Origin of the sequence: Saccharothrix syringae (assembly GCF_009498035.1) — a bacterium.
Lineage (GTDB): Bacteria > Actinomycetota > Actinomycetes > Mycobacteriales > Pseudonocardiaceae > Actinosynnema > Actinosynnema syringae.
The window spans coordinates 4,285,792-4,301,687 of record NZ_CP034550.1 but is presented as its reverse complement, the minus strand read 5'-3'; the positions used below and the strand labels follow the sequence as shown (position 1 = coordinate 4,301,687).

General features: G+C 76.9%; 4 protein-coding genes and 1 pseudogene. 4 read left to right on the top strand and 1 reads right to left on the bottom strand.

Going from position 1 to position 15,896, the window contains the following annotated elements; all coding sequences use genetic code 11:
- The first annotated feature begins 5 nt into the window (after window positions 1-5).
- The 3 genes and pseudogenes from EKG83_RS18810 to EKG83_RS18805 all read left to right on the top strand — a co-directional run bounded on the left by EKG83_RS18810 (window position 6) and on the right by EKG83_RS18805 (window position 14,146).
- On the top strand, window positions 6-10,115 hold the full coding sequence (locus EKG83_RS18810; RefSeq protein WP_033434373.1) for a type I polyketide synthase: 10,110 nt from the start codon (window positions 6-8) through the stop codon (window positions 10,113-10,115).
- 59 nt (window positions 10,116-10,174) lie between these two features.
- A pseudogene (locus tag EKG83_RS49990) lies at window positions 10,175-10,975 on the top strand (beta-ketoacyl synthase N-terminal-like domain-containing protein); the annotation flags it as partial.
- A gap of 30 nt (window positions 10,976-11,005) precedes the next feature.
- Complete coding sequence (locus EKG83_RS18805) at window positions 11,006-14,146, top strand: type I polyketide synthase (RefSeq protein WP_428829936.1); 3,141 nt, start codon at window positions 11,006-11,008, stop codon at window positions 14,144-14,146.
- A 45-nt stretch (window positions 14,147-14,191) separates the two neighbouring features.
- Here the strand turns inward: EKG83_RS18805 and EKG83_RS18800 are convergent, their stop codons facing one another.
- Window positions 14,192-14,701: an allene oxide cyclase barrel-like domain-containing protein gene (locus EKG83_RS18800; RefSeq protein WP_211269235.1), complete on the bottom strand. Its 510-nt coding sequence runs from the start codon at window positions 14,699-14,701 to the stop codon at window positions 14,192-14,194.
- Window positions 14,702-14,862: 161 nt separating this feature from the next.
- Here EKG83_RS18800 and EKG83_RS18795 point away from each other — a divergent pair, with 161 nt between their 5' ends.
- The gene (locus tag EKG83_RS18795; protein WP_033434372.1) at window positions 14,863-15,855 is read left to right on the top strand and encodes an aldo/keto reductase; all 993 of its coding nucleotides are present in this window, start codon (window positions 14,863-14,865) and stop codon (window positions 15,853-15,855) included.
- Window positions 15,856-15,896: the final 41 nt, after the last annotated feature.

Genomic DNA, 15,896 nt, shown 5'->3' with positions numbered 1-15,896 from the left:
GACGCGTGGCGAACGAAGACAAGCTCCGGCACTACCTCAAGAAGGTGACCGAAGACCTGCGCCGGACCCGTGCGCGGCTGGAGGAGGTCGAATCGGGCCTCCACGAGCCGATCGCGGTCGTCGGCATGGCCTGCCGCTACCCCGGCGGGGTGCGCACGCCCGAGGACCTGTGGCGGCTGGTGGAGTCCGGCGGCGACGCCGTCTCGGAGTTCCCGGTCAACCGCGGCTGGGACCTCGACGGCCTGTTCGACCCCGACCCGGACCGGCCGGGCACGGTCTACAGCACCCGCGGCGGGTTCCTGCACGACGCCGACGAGTTCGACCCGGCGTTCTTCGGGATCAGCCCGCGCGAGGCGCTGGCGATCGACCCGCAGCAGCGGCTGCTGCTGGAGACCTCCTGGGAGGCGGTCGAGCGGGCGGGCATCGACCCGGCGTCGCTGCACGGCAGCCGCACCGGCGTGTTCACCGGCGTGATGTACGACGACTACGCGCTGCGGCTGCTCGACCGCACGCCCGAGGGGTTCGAGGGCTACCTGGGCACGGGCAGCGCGGGCAGCGTCGCCTCCGGCCGGGTGTCCTACACCCTGGGCCTGGAGGGCCCGGCGGTCAGCGTGGACACCGCGTGCTCGTCGTCGCTGGTGGCGATCCACCTGGCCGCCCGGTCGCTGCGCGGCGGCGAGAGCGACCTGGCGCTGGCGGGCGGCGTGACCGTGATGGCCACGCCCAACACGTTCCTGGAGTTCAGCAGGCAGCGCGGGCTGGCCGCGGACGGCCGGTGCAAGGCGTTCGCGGCCGCCGCGGACGGCACCGGCTGGGCCGAGGGCGCGGGCGTGCTGCTGCTGGCGCGGCTGTCGGACGCGCTGCGCGACGGCAGGCGCGTGCTGGCCGTGATCCGCGGCAGCGCGGTCAACCAGGACGGGCGCAGCAGCCAGCTGACCGCGCCCAACGGGCCGTCGCAGCAGCGGGTGATCCGCGCCGCGCTGGACGCCGCGGGCCTGTCGCCGTCCGACGTGGACCTGGTGGAGGCGCACGGCACCGGCACCCGGCTCGGCGACCCGATCGAGGCGGGCGCGCTGCTGGCCGCCTACGGCCGCGACCGCGCCGAACCGCTGTACCTGGGGTCGCTGAAGTCCAACATCGGGCACACCCAGGCGGCCGCGGGCGTCGGCGGGGTGATCAAGGTCGTCGAGGCGATCCGGCACGGCCTGCTGCCGAAGACGCTGCACGTGGACGAGCCCACGCCCGAGGTCGACTGGTCGTCGGGCGCGGTGGAGCTGCTGACCGAGGCGCGGCCGTGGCCCGGGGTGGACCGGCCGCGCCGGGCGGCGGTGTCGTCGTTCGGCGTGAGCGGCACCAACGCGCACGTGATCGTCGAGCAGGCACCGGAGAGCCCGGTGCCGGAGGGGCCGGTGTCAGAGGCCCCGGCCCCGGACGGCGCCACCCCGATCGTGCTGTCCGCCCGCAGCGCCGACGCGCTGCGCGAGCTGGCCGGCCGGGTGGCCGAGGTGGTGGCGCGGCACGACCCCACCGCCGTGGGCCACGCGCTGGTGGCCACCCGCACCCGCTTCGAGCACCGCGCGGTGGTCGTCGGCGACCGGGACGAGCTGCTGTCCGGGCTCGCCGCGCTGGCCGCCGGTGAACCGGCGCGCTCCGCCGTCGAGGGCGTGGCGGGCGCGGGCGGCACCGTGCTGGTGTTCCCCGGCCAGGGCTCGCAGTGGCCGGGCATGGCCGCCGCGCTGCTGGACTCCTCCCCCGTGTTCGCCGAGCGCGTCGCGGAGGTGGAGGCCGCGCTGGCGCCGCACGTGGACTGGTCGCTGACCGAGGTGCTGCGCGGTGGCGGCGACCTGGAGCGCGTGGACGTGGTGCAGCCCGCGCTGTTCGCGGTGCTGGTGTCGCTGGCCGCGCTGTGGCGGGCCCACGGCGTGCGCCCGGACGCGGTGATCGGGCACTCGCAGGGCGAGATCGCCGCCGCGCACGTGGCGGGCGCGCTGTCCCTGGAGGACGCGGCCAAGGTCGTCGCGTTGCGCAGCAAGGCCATCCGCGCCATCGCGGGTGACGGCGGCATGGCCTCGGTGGCGCTGCCCGCCGACGTGGTGGCCGCCCGGCTGCCCGGCTCGCTGGGCGTCGCCGCGGTCAACGGCGCGACCTCCACCGTGGTCTCCGGCGACGCCGGGGAGCTGCGGGCGTTCGTGGCCGCGCTGGAGGCCGAGGGCGTGCGGGCCAAGCTCGTCCCGGTCGACTACGCCTCGCACTCGCCGCACGTCGAGCGCATCCGCGACGAGCTGCTGACCGCGCTGGCCGACATCGAGCCCCGCGCCTCCTCCGTAGCCTTCTACTCGACCGTCACCGGCGGCCTGCTCGACACGACCGGGCTGGACGCCGGGTACTGGTACCGCAACCTGCGGCAGACCGTGCTGTTCGACCGGACCGCGCGGGTGCTGCTCGCCGACGGGCACCGCGTGTTCGTCGAGTCCAGCCCGCACCCCGTGCTCGTGCCGGGCCTGCGGGAGACGCTGGACGAGGCCGAGCCGCCCGCCGTCGCGCTGGGCACGCTGCGCCGCGACGACGGCGGGCTCGACCGGTTCCGCACCGCGCTGGGCGAGGCGCACGCCCACGGCGTCGAGGTGGACTGGTCGGCCGTGTTCGGCACCGGCCGGCCCGCGCCCGTCGACCTGCCGACCTACCCGTTCGCCCGCGAGCGCTACTGGCTGGACGCGCCCGCCCGGACCGGCGACCGCGCCGGCGGCACCCCGGTCGACCACGCCGTGCTCACCGCGGCGACGGAGCTGGCCGACGGCCGCACCACGCTGCTGACCGGCCGGATCACGCCGCGCAGCCACCCGTGGGTCACCGGGCACACCGTGGCGGGCACCCCGCTGTTCCCCGGCACCGGCCACCTGGACCTGGTGCTGGCCGCGGCCGACCGGCTCGGCCGGGGCCGGGTCGAGGAACTGGTCCTGCACGCGCCGCTGGCCGTGACCGGGCCGGTGCTGTTCCAGGTCATCGCGGCCGACGACGAGGTGACCGTGCACGCCCGCACCGACACCTCCGGGTGGGTGCACCACGCCACCGCGCGGCTCGCCGAGGCCGAGGGCGACGACGAGCCGGGGCTGACCTGGCCACCGGAGGGCGAACCGCTGGACCTGACCGGCTTCGACGAGGCGCTGGCCGCGACCGGCGTCGGTTACGGGGGCGGCTACCTGGGCCTGCGGGCGGTGTGGCGGGACGGCGACGACCTGCACGCCGAGGTCGTCGCCCCGGACGGGCTGGACGTGGCGGGCCACGGCCTGCACCCGGTGCTGCTGGACGCCGCGGTGCGGCCGGTGGTCGCCGCCGCGCTGGCCCGGGGCGAGCGGGAGGTGCGGTTGCCGTTCTCCTGGTCCGGCGTCGAGCTGCACGCCACCGGCGCGACGACGCTGCGCGTGCGGCTGTCCGGCGGCGCGCTCCGCGTCGAGGACCCGACCGGCGCGCCGGTGCTCACCGCCGAGGCCGTCACCACCCGCCCGGTCGACCTGGCCGACCTGGTCACCGCGCCCGCGCCCCGCCGAGCCGAAGGGGTCGAACGCCAGGTGGTGGAGCGCAAGGCCGCGTCGGGCGCCTCCCCGCTCGCCGGTCGGCTGGCCGGGCGGTCCGAGGAGGACCAGCGGCGCGTGCTCGTCGAGCTGGTCCGGGCGCAGGCGGCGGCCGTGCTCAAGCACTCCTCCCCCGCCGCGATCGCCTCCGGCCAGGCGTTCAAGGAGCTGGGCTTCGACTCGCTGACCTCGGTCGAGCTGCGCAACCGGCTCGCCGCGGCCACGGGCGTGAAGCTGCCCGCCACGGTGGTGTTCGACCACCCCACGCCCGCCGGGCTCGCCGAGTTCCTGCGCGCCGGGCTGACCGGGGCGGGCGCGGTGGCGACCGCCGGGCGCGCGCGCCGGTCCGACGAGCCGATCGCGATCGTGGCCATGGCCTGCCGCTACCCCGGCGGGGTGACCACGCCCGAGGAGCTGTGGGACCTGCTGGCGCGCGGCGGCGACGCCATCGGGCCGTTCCCGACCAACCGCGGCTGGGACCTCGACGGCCTGGTCGGCGACGACCCGGAGCGCGCCGGCACGGTGTACGCGCGCGGCGGCGGGTTCCTGCACGACGCCGACCTGTTCGACCCGGCGTTCTTCGGCATCAGCCCGCGCGAGGCGCTGGCCACCGACCCGCAGCAGCGGCTGCTGCTGGAGGTCGCGTGGGAGGCGGTGGAGCGGGCCGGCATCGACGCCACGTCGCTGCGCGGCAGCCGCACCGGGGTGTTCGCCGGGGTCAACCTCGGCGACTACGGCGCCCGCCTGCACAGCGGCGCGCCCGCCGAGTTCGAGGGCTACCTGGGCACCGGCAACGCGGCCAGCGTCGTCTCCGGCCGGGTGTCCTACGCGCTGGGCCTGGAGGGACCGGCCGTCACGGTCGACACCGCGTGCTCGTCGTCGATCGTGGCGCTGCACCTGGCCGCGCAGGCGCTGCGCAACGGCGAGTGCGACCTCGCGCTGGCCGGCGGCGTCACCGTGATGGCCAGCCCCTACCTGCTGCTGGACTTCAGCAGGCAGCGCGGCCTGTCCCCGGACGGGCGGTGCCGCGCGTTCGCCGAGGGCGCCGACGGCACCGGGTTCGCCGAGGGCGCGGGCATCCTGCTGGTCGAGCGGCTGTCCGACGCCCGCCGCAACGGGCACCCGGTCCTGGCGGTGCTGCGCGGCAGCGCGGTCAACCAGGACGGCGCCTCCAACGGCCTCACCGCACCCAACGGACCGTCCCAGCAGCGCGTCATCCGGGCGGCGCTGGCCAACGCGGGCCTCAAGCCCGCCGACGTGGACGCCGTCGAGGCGCACGGCACCGGCACCCGCCTCGGCGACCCGATCGAGGCCCAGGCCCTGCTCGCCACCTACGGCCAGGACCGCGCCGAACCGCTGCGACTGGGCTCGCTGAAGTCCAACATCGGCCACGCGCAGGCCGCGGCCGCGGTCGGCGGCGTGATCAAAATGGTGCTGGCGCTCCAGCACGGCGAGCTGCCCCGCACCCTGCACGTGGACGAGCCGAGCGCGCGGGTGGACTGGTCGGCGGGCGCGATCTCGCTGCTCACCGAGCCCGCGCCGTGGCGGCCCGGGGACCGGCCGCGCCGGGCCGGGGTGTCCGCGTTCGGCATCAGCGGCACCAACGCCCACGTGATCATCGAGGAGGCGCCGCGCGTCGCGCCCGCACCGGCGCCCGGTTCCACGACCGGTGGCGTGGTGCCGCTGGTGCTGTCGGCGCGCTCCGCCGACGCGCTGCGCGCCCAGGCCGCCCGGCTGCGCGACCGCCTCGCCGACGGCGACCTGGACCTGGCCGGGGTCGGTCACGCGCTGGCCACCACGCGCGCGGTGTTCGAGCACCGCGCCGCGGTGGTCGCCGCCGACCGGGAGACCGCCGTCCGCGCCCTGTCGGACCTGGTGGACGGTGTGACCTCGGCGGACGTGGTGGTCGGCACGGCCGGCGAGCACGCCGGGCCGGTGTTCGTCTACCCGGGCCAGGGCTCGCAGTGGGTCGGCATGGCGCGCGAGCTGTTCCGCGACTCGCCGGTGTTCCGCGAGGCGCTGCTGGCGTGCGCCGCCGCGCTCGCGCCGCACACCGACTGGTCCCTGGTCGACGTGGTCGAGGGCGCGCCCGGCGCGCCGCCGTTCGACCGGGTCGACGTGGTGCAGCCCGCGCTGTTCGCGGTGATGGTGTCGCTGACCCGGCTGTGGGAGTCGTTCGGCGTGCGGCCGGCCGCCGTGGTCGGGCACTCGCAGGGCGAGATCGCCGCCGCGCACGTCGCCGGCGCGCTGTCCCTGGAGGACGCCGCCAAGGTCGTGGCGCTGCGCAGCAAGGCCATCCGCGCCATCGCGGGCGACGGCGGCATGGCCTCGATCCCGCTGCCCGCCGACGAGGTCGCCGCCCGGCTGCCCGGCTCGCTGGGCGTGGCCGCGGTCAACGGCCCGGCGACCACGGTGGTGTCCGGCGACGCGGAGGACCTGCGCCTGCTGGTGGAGCAGTACGTGGCCGAGGGGGTGCGGGCCAAGCTCGTCCCCGTCGACTACGCCTCGCACTCGCCGCACGTCGAGCGCATCCGCGACGAGGTGCTGACCGCGCTGGCCGACCTCGCGCCGCGCCGGCCGGAGCTGCCGTTCCGGTCCACCGTGACCGACGCGTTCGTCGAGGACGAGCCGCTGGACGCCGGGTACTGGTACCGCAACCTCCGCCAGACCGTCCACTTCGGACCGGCGGTGGCCGCGCTGGCCGAGGCCGGGCACCGGGTGTTCGTCGAGTCCAGCGCGCACCCCGTGCTCACCTTCGGCGTGCAGGAGGCGCTGGACGAGGTCGGCGGCGTCGCGGTCGGCTCGCTGCGCCGCGACGACGGCGGCTGGCCCCGGTTCCTCACCTCGCTGGCCACCGCGCACACCCGCGGCGCGGCGGTCCGCTGGGCCGCCGCCTTCACCGCCGGCCGGCCGCGCACCGACCTGCCCACCTACCCGTTCCAGCGCGAGCGCTACTGGCTGGACCCCGCGCCCTCGACCGACCCGGCCGGGCTCGGGCTCGCCGCCGCGGACCACCCGCTGCTCGGCGCGGCGGTCCCGCTGGCCGACGGCGACGTGGTGCTGACCGGCCGGCTGTCCACCCGCACGCACCCCTGGCTGGCCGACCACGTGGTGGCGGGCACGGCGCTGCTGCCGGGCACCGCGTTCGTCGAACTGGCCGTGCGCGCGGGCGACGAGGTCGGCGCGGCGCGGCTGGAGGAGCTGGTGCTGCGCGCCCCGCTGCCGCTGCCCGCGCGGGACGCGGTGGAGGTGCAGGTCCGGGTGACCGGCGGGCGCGAGGTGACCATCCACTCGCGCCGCGCGGACGGCCCGTGGACCCTGCACGCGACCGGCGTGCTGGGCACCGAGCCCGTCGCACCCGCCCGCCTGCCGGCGTGGCCCGCCGCGCTCGACGCCGACCTGACCGACCTGCGCGCCCGGCTCGACGCCGCGGGCCTGCGCTACGGCCCGGCCTTCGCCGGCCTGACCGCCGCGCGGGTGTCCGGCGACGACGTGCTGGCCGAGGTGCGGGCGCCCGGCGAGCTGGACGTCTCGGGCTTCGCGGTGCACCCGGCGCTGCTCGACGCGGTGGTCCAGGCCGCCGGGCTGACCCCGCTCGACGCCGGCCTGCCGTTCTCCTGGACCGGCGTCTCGGTGCACGCCACCGGCGCCACGGCCGTGCGCGCCCACGTGCGGCGCACCGGGCCGGACGCGGTCTCGCTCACCCTGGCGGACCCGACGGGCGCGCCCGTGCTGACCGCCGAGTCGCTGACCATCCGGCCGGTGGCCGCCGAGGAGCTGGCCGCGCTCGCGTCCGGCGCGGGTGACGCCACCTACGACCTGACCTGGCCGACGACCACCCCCGCCGACGCGGCGCCCGCCGCGCTGACCCTGCTCGACGGCGACGGCGAGCTGGTGGACCTGCTGCGGCCGCTGGCCCGCGTGGTGCCCGACCCGGAACCCGCCGACCACCTCGTGCTGGCGGTCGGGGGCGGGACGGGCGCGCGGGCCGCGCACGAGGCCACCGCGCGGGTGCTCGACGTGCTGCGGCGCTGGTCCGCCGACGACCGGCTGGCCGGCACCCGGCTCGTCGTGGTCACCCGCGACGCCGTGGCCGCGGCGCCCGGCGACCACGTGACCGACCTCGGCGCGGCGGCCGTGTGGGGCCTGGTGCGCTCCGCGCAGGCCGAGCACCCCGGCCGGATCACCCTGGTCGACGTCGACGACCCGGCCCTGCTGCCGGTGGCGGTGGCCGGTGGTGAACCGCAGGTGGCGGTGCGGTCGGGCGCGCTGCGGGTGCCCAGGCTGGCCCGGCCTTCCGGCGCCCTGGCGGCCGACGGCGAACCGTGGCGGCTCGACGTCACCGCGCAGGGCACGCTGGACCACCTCGCCCTGGTGCCCGCGCGCGACGCGGCCGCCGCGCTGGAGCCGGCGCAGGTGCGCGTCGCGGTCCGCGCGGCCGGGCTGAACTTCCGCGACGTGCTCTACGCGCTGGGCATGTACCCCGGCGAGGCGCGGATCGGCAGCGAGGGCGCGGGCGTGGTCGTCGAAGTCGGTTCGGCGGTCACCGACCTGCGGCCGGGCGACCGGGTGTTCGGCCTGTTCCCCGGCTCGGCCGGACCGCTCGCGGTCACCGAGCGCGACCTGGTGGCGCGCACGCCGCGCGGCTGGTCGCACGCGGAGGCCGCGGTGGTGCCCGCGGTGTGGCTGACCGCCTACCACGCCCTGGTCGACCTGGCGCGCGTGCGGCCCGGCGAGTCGATCCTGGTGCACGCGGCCACCGGCGGCGTCGGCTTCGCCGCCGTGCAACTGGCCCGCCACCTCGGGCTGGAGGTGTTCGGCACGGCGAGCCCGGCCAAGCAGGGCGTCCTGCGCGCGCAGGGCCTCCCGGCCGACCACGTCGCCTCGTCGCGGACCACCGACTTCGCCGACGCGTTCCTCGCCGCGACCGGCGGCCGGGGCGTCGACGTGGTGCTCAACTCGCTCACCGGCGAGTTCATCGACGCCTCGCTGCGGCTGCTGCCGCGCGGCGGGCGGTTCGTCGAGATGGGCAAGGCGGACCTGCGCGACGCGGCGACGCTGCCGCCCGGCGTGACCTACCGGGCGTTCGAACTGCTCGACGCCGGGCACGCGCGCATCGCCGAGATGCTCGCCGCGGTCGTCGACCTGTTCGAGCGCGGCGCGGCCCGGCCCACCCCGGTCACCGCGTGGGACGTCCGGCGCGCACCCGAGGCGTTCCGGCACCTGGGCCAGGCCCGGCACGTCGGCAAGGTGCTGCTCACCGTGCCGACCGCGCTGGACCCGGCGCGCACCGCGCTGGTCACCGGCGGCACCGGCACCCTCGGCGGCCTGGTGGCGCGCCGCCTGGTCACCCACCACGGCGCGCGGGACCTGCTGCTGGTCAGCAGGCGCGGCCCGGACGCGCCGGGCGCGGCCGAGCTGGTCGCGGAGCTGACCGGGCTGGGCGCGTCGGTGCGGGTCGTCGCCGCCGACGTGGCCGACCGGGACGCGCTGGACGCGCTGCTGGCGGGCGTCGAGCTGACCGCCGTGGTGCACGCGGCGGGCGTGCTGGACGACGGCGTGCTCGCCTCGCTCACCCCGGACCGGCTGGCCGCCGTGCTGCGGCCCAAGGTCGACGCGGCGTGGGCGCTGCACGAGGCGACGCGCGGGCACGACCTGGCCGCGTTCGTGCTGTTCTCCTCCGCGGCCGGCGTGTTCGGCGGTGCGGGCCAGGCCGCCTACGCGGCGGCCAACGCGTTCCTCGACGGGCTGGCCGCGCACCGGCGGTCGCACGGGCTCGTCGCGACGTCCGTGGCCTGGGGCCTGTGGGAGCGGGCCAGCGGCATGACCGACCACCTCGGCGCGGCCGACCGGGCGCGCCTGGCCCGCGGCGGCCTGGTGCCGCTGCCCACCGGGCAGGCGCTGGCCCTGTTCGACGAGGCGGTCCGGGCGGACCGGGCCGCGTTCGTGGCCACCGGCCTGGCACCGGGCGGCGGTGAGGTGCCCGTGGTGCTGCGCGACCTGGTCGGGCGGCCGGTGGCCCGGCCGACCGCCGGTGGCGCGGTCGAGCGGGCGTCGCTGGCGCAGCGGCTGGCCGGGTTGCCGGACGAGCAGCGCGAACTGGTGGTGCTCGACCTGGTGCGGTCGCACGCGGCGGTCGTGCTGGGGCACCGGGGCCGTGACGCGGTGGAGGCCGACCGGGCGTTCAAGGAGCTGGGGTTCGACTCGCTGACCGCGGTCGAGCTGCGCAACCGGCTCACCGCCGACACCGGGCTGGGGCTGTCCCCGACCGCGGTGTTCGACTTCCCGACCCCGGCCGCGCTGGCCAGGCACCTGGTGGACGGCCTCGGCCCGGTGACCGCGGCGGGCGACCACGTGGCCGCGCTCGACCGGCTGGAGGAGGCGCTGGCCGCGGCGGGCTCCGAGGAGGTGCGCGCCGAGGTCGGGGCGCGGCTGGCGGAGCTGGCCGCGCGCTGGGCACCCGGGCGCCCGCTGGAGTCGGCGAGCACCGAGGAGATCTTCGACCTCATCGACACCGAGCTGGGACGGCTCTCCGAGCACTGACCGACGCTGAGTACCGACCGGCACCGAGCACTGAACGACAACGCTGGGGAGGAAGCACCATGGCCGAGGACCCGAGACCGGGCCGCGGAACCGAACACCGGGTCGGGCGGGACGCCGACCGGCACGAGCCGATCGCCATCGTCGGCGCGGCCTGCCGGTTCCCCGGCGGCGTCGAGTCACCGGAGGACCTGTGGCGCCTGGTGGCCGCGGGTCGTGACGCGGTCGGCCCCTTCCCGACCGACCGCGGCTGGGACGACCTGTACGACCCGGACCCGGACGCCCCCGGCCGCGTCTACACCCGCGAGGGCGGCTTCCTGGCCGACCCGTCCCGCTTCGACGCGGAGTTCTTCGGCATCTCGCCGCGCGAGGCGGTGGCGATGGACCCGCAGCACCGGCTGCTGCTGGAGGTCACCTGGGAGGCACTGGAACGCGCCGGCATCGACCCCGAGTCCCTGCGCGGCGGCCGCACCGGCGTGTTCACCGGGCTCATCGGCCAGGAGTACGTCTCGTTCTCCGCCGGGCTGCCCGACGGCCTGGACGGCTACCTGATGACCGGCAACGCCAACAGCGTGGCGTCCGGCCGCATCGCCTACACCTTCGGGTTCGAGGGCCCCGCGCTCACCGTGGACACCGCGTGCTCCTCCTCCCTGGTCGCCCTGCACCTGGCGGCCCGGGCGCTGCGCGACGGCGAGTGCGACCTCGCGGTCGCCGGCGGCGCGACCGTGATGGCCAACCCGGCGACCTTCGTCGAGTTCAGCCGCCAGCGCGGGCTCTCGGCGGACGGCCGGTGCAAGGCGTTCGCCGCCGCGGCCGACGGCACCGGTTTCGCCGAGGGCGTCGGCCAGCTCGTCCTGGAGCGGCTGTCCGACGCGCGCCGCAACGGGCACCGGGTGCTCGCGGTGGTCCGCGGGTCGGCGGTGAACTCCGACGGCGCGTCCAACGGCCTCACCGCGCCGAACGGGCCGTCCCAGCAGCGGGTCATCCGCGCCGCGCTCGCCGACGCGGGCCTGGCACCGTCCGAGGTGGACCTGGTGGAGGCGCACGGCACCGGCACCACCCTGGGCGACCCGATCGAGGCCCAGGCGCTGCTGGCGACCTACGGCCCGGACCGCGACACGCCCCTGTACCTGGGGTCGGTCAAGTCCAACATCGGCCACACCCAGGCCGCGGCGGGGGTCGCGGGCATCATCAAGGTCATCGGTGCCCTGCGCGACGGCGTGCTGCCCCGCACCCTGCACGTGGACCGGCCCAGCCCGAACGTGGACTGGTCGGCCGGCGCGGTCGAGCTGCTGACCGAGCAGCGCCCGTGGCCCGCGGTGGACCGGCCGCGCCGCGCGGCGGTGTCGTCCTTCGGCATCAGCGGCACCAACGCCCACGTCGTCATCGAGCAGGCCGACGAGGTCGGGCGGCCGGCCGCGCCCGCCGCGGACGTGCCGCTGGTCGTGACCGCCCGCACCGACGAGGCCCTGCGGGCGCAGGCGCGCCGGCTGGCCGACTTCCTGCGGGACAACGCCGACGTGCCGCCGGCCGACCTCGCGGGCTGCCTGGCGGCCAAGCCGCGCCTGCCGCTGCGCGCGGTCGTGCTGGCCGAGGGGCGGACCGACGTGGTCGCCGCGCTGGACCGGCTGGCCGCGGGCGAGGCGTCGCCGGACGTGGTGACCGGCACCGCCGCCAAGGGCCGCACGGCCGTGCTGTTCACCGGCCAGGGCAGCCAGCGGCTGGGCATGGGCCGCGACCTCTACCGGTCGGAGCCGGTGTTCGCCGCCGCGCTGGACGAGGTGTGCGCGGTGCTCGACCCGCTGCTGGACCGGCCGATCAAGGACGTGGTGTTCGCCTCGCCCGGCGACGCGGACGCCGCCCTGCTGGACCAGACGGCGTTCACCCAGGCCGCGCTGTTCGCGTTCGAGGTGGCGCTGTACCGGCTGGTCGCCTCGCGCGGCTTCACCCCCGACTACCTGATCGGGCACTCGATCGGCGAGCTGTCCGCGGCCCACGTCGCGGGGATGCTGCCGCTGCGGGAGGCGTGCGCGCTGGTGGCCGCGCGCGGCAAGCTGATGCAGGCCGCGCCCGAGGGCGGTCTGATGGTGTCGGTGGCCGCGCCGGAGGCCGTGGTCGTCGCCGCGCTGGCAGGCCAGGAGGACCTGGTGAGCGTCGCCGCGGTCAACGGGCCCCGCTCGACCGTGGTGTCCGGCGACCGGGACGCGGTCACCGCGCTCGCCGCCCGGTTCCGCGCGGACGGGGTGAAGACCCGCAAGCTCCGGGTCAGCCACGCGTTCCACTCGCCGCACATGGAACCGATCCTGGACATCTTCCGGCGGGTGGCGGGCAAGCTGGTGTTCGCGCGGCCGCGCATCCCGCTGGTGTCCAACGTGACGGGCCGGCTGGCCGACGCCCGCGCCACCACCGCCGACTACTGGGCCGACCACCTGCGCGGCGCGGTCCGGTTCCTCGACGGCGTCCGCACCCTGGAGTCGCTGGGCGTGCGGCACTTCCTGGAGATCGGGCCCGACGCCACGCTCAGCGCGCTCGCCGCGAACTGCGTGACCGGCGAGGCGACGTTCGAACCCGCGCTGCGCCGGGACGTGCCCGAGGACCGCTCGGTGCGCGAGGCGCTGGGCAGGCTGCACGCGGCGGGCGCGGACGTGGGGTGGGGCCGCCCGGCGCCGGCGCCCGACCTGGCCGTGCCGACCTACGCGTTCCAGGGCGACCGGTACTGGCTGCCGCCGGGGCGCGCCCGGGACGCCGAGCCGGACCTCGCCCAGCTGCTGGAGCACGCCGACGACACCGAGCGCGCCGCCCTGGAGGTGCTGCGGCCCGCGCTGGAGGCGGCGCGCGAGCAGCACTCCTGGCGGTACGCCGAGACCTGGTCGGCGGTTCCCGGGCGGGCCGCGACCGGGCGGTGGGCGGTCGTGGTGCCGGACGGCGTCCCGGTCCCGGTCGGCGGGTTCGGCGAGCCGGTCGGCCCCACCGCGGACCTGACCGGCTACGACGGCGTGGTCTCGCTGCTGGCGTTCGGCCCCGACCCGGTGGCGGCCACCGAGGCGCTGCTGGCCCGCCGCACGTCCGCGCCGCTGTGGGTGGTGACCCGCGACGCGGCCGGCGACCCCGAGCAGGCACGCCTGTGGGGCGCGGTCCCCCCGGTGGTGGGCGTGCTGGACGTCGCCGCCGACACCGACCTGGCCCTGGTCGGCTCGGCGGTCGGCGGCCCGGTCGACCGGCTGGCGCTGCGCGACGGCGTGCTGACCGCCCGGCGCCTGACCCGTTCCGCCGCCGGCCCGGCGTGGCGGCCGGCGGGCCGGGTGCTGGTCGCCGGGCGGGGCGAGTTGGCCGACCTGGTCGCCCGGTGGGTGGCGCGGTCGGGCGCGGAGGTGGTGCGCGGGACCGACGACCCGTCCTCGGTGACCGCCGTGGTGGTGGACGACGAGTCCGCCGAAGCGCTGGACGCCGCGACGCGCGGCCTGGACCTGGCGGCGTTCGTGGTGGTGACCCGGTTCGGCGCGGACGGCCCGGCCGCCGCCCTGGCCAGGCACCGGCGGGCGCTGGGCCTGCCCGGCGCGTCGGTGGCGTTCGGCCCGTGGCCCGCGTCGGCCACGGCCCTGCGCTTCGCCGTGGCGGCCCTGGCGCAGGCACCCGCGGCCGGGCACCTGGTCGTCGCCGACTTCGACTGGTCCACCACGACGGGCCCGCTGTTCGAGGGGGTCGCGCCGCCCGCGCCCACCCGGTCCTGGCTGCGCCGGGTGGCCGACGCGCCCGCCGAGGAGCAGGAGGAGCTGGTGCTGGACCTGCTGCGCACGCAGGCCGCGGTGGTGCTCGGGCACGACTCGCCGGAGCTGGTGGGCTCGGAGGCGAGCCTGCTGGAGGTCGGGTTCTCCTCGTTCACGGCCCTGGAGCTGAGCAACCGGCTCAAGACCGTGGCCGGGGTGCTGCTGCCGCCGGTGGCCATCTACGAGCACCCGACGCCGCGGGCGCTGGCGCGCTACCTGCGGGCGGAGCTGTCCGCGGCGGACTGGACCGTGGACCTGAGCGCATGACGGAAGGGGGCGCCGGAATTCCGGCGCCCCCTCCTCGGTGTCGGCTCAGCGGCGGTAGAGCACGATGTTCGACTGGTACTCCTTGTGCGGCACCACGGGGCGGAACTGGCGGAAGCCCACCGCGCCCTTGAACGGCCCGGCGACCGCGACCGCCTGGATCGTCGCCTGCTCGCCCCTGGTGAGCCGGGTGTCGTCCACCAGGCCGCCGGTGCGCACCACGGTGCCGTCGTGGAGGGTGATCTCCTCGGAGAAGTAGGCGACGAAACCGCCGTCCTCGCGCTGGTACAGCATCCGGCCGACGCCCTTGGTCCGCCCCACCCGCCTGCCGTCGCCGTCGAACAGCTCGTAGGCCACGGACGCCTCGTCGTCGAGGGTGGGGTTCTCGCCCTCGGGGTCGTCGTTGTTGGACTCGTACTTGAGCACCTTCTCGCTCAGGTCGAACAGCTGCAACGAGTTCCCCGGGTCGGCCACCCTCGGGTCCTTGGGGTCGGGGGCGAACGGCGGTGTCGCGAACCGGGTGATCGCCCACGTGGACAACTTGGTCTTAACCGACATCGACGGTCCCCTCGCTGGTCTTCGTGAAAGCTTCACCGCGACCGTAGGCAGGCGGGCTGAACCGCACCTTGAGCGGCTCTGAACCGGTCGCGTTCAGCGGCTCTTTAGCCGCGACCGCCACGCTGCGGTCGAGAATCCCGGTCCGCGAGAACGGAGTCCCGATGAGCAAGCTGCCCACCCGCACGCTCGGTGGAGCGGAGGTCGGCGCGCTGGGCCTGGGCGGGCTCGGCGTCGCCGAGTTCTACGGCCCCACCGACGACGCGCAGTCCACCGCCACCATCAGGCGTGCCGTCGACCTGGGCGTGACGTTGTTCGACACCGCCGACGTCTACGGCCACGGCACCGGCGAGGAGCTGCTGGGCAAGGCCCTGGCCGACCGGCGCGACGAGGTGCTGATCGCCACCAAGTTCGGCGTCCGCCGGGCCGACAACGGCATCGGCCAGGAGGTCCGCGGCGACCGGGCGTACGTGCGGGAGGCGCTGGAGGCGTCGCTGCGCAGGCTCGGCGTCGACCACGTCGACCTGTACTACCAGGCCAGGGTGGACACCTCGGTGCCGATCGAGGAGACCGTCGGCGCGCTGGCCGAGCTGGTGGCCGAGGGCAAGGTCCGCCACCTCGGCCTGTCCGAGGCGTCCGCCGCCACGATCCGGCGCGCCCACGCCGTGCACCCGATCACCGCGTTGCAGACGGAGTGGTCGGTGTGGTCGCGCGAGATCGAGCCGGAGATCGCGCCGACCGCGCGGGAGCTGGGCATCGCGCTGGTGCCGAACGCGCCGCTGGGCCGGGGTTTCCTGACCGGCAGGTACCGCTCCCGCGACGTGTTCGACCCGACGGACTTCCGGTTCGTGGCCCAGCCGAGGTTGAGCGAGGAGAACTTCGACCACAACCTGGCGCTGGTGACCCGCTTCGAGGCGGTGGCCGCCGAGTTCGGCGTGACCGCCGGTCAGCTCGCCCTGGCGTGGCTGCTGCACCAGGGGCCGGACGTGGTGCCGATCCCGGGCACCCGGCGGGTGGAGCACCTGGAGGAGAACCTGGGCGCGGCGGGGGTCGAACTGTCCGAAGGGGACCTCCGGCGCATCGAGGAGGCGTTGCCCGCGGGTGAGGTGCGCGGCAGGAAGCTGACCGACTTCAGCCTCCAGTTCGTCGACCGCTGAGATCGTGAAGACGACGACGGCGCCGGTCCCGCGTGGGCCGG

Coding starts and splice junctions, on each gene's coding strand:
- EKG83_RS18800 (WP_211269235.1), bottom strand. CDS start 14,701: ATGTCGGTTAAGACCAAGTTGTCCACGTGGGCGATCACCCGGTTCGCG.
- EKG83_RS18795 (WP_033434372.1), top strand. CDS start 14,863: ATGAGCAAGCTGCCCACCCGCACGCTCGGTGGAGCGGAGGTCGGCGCG.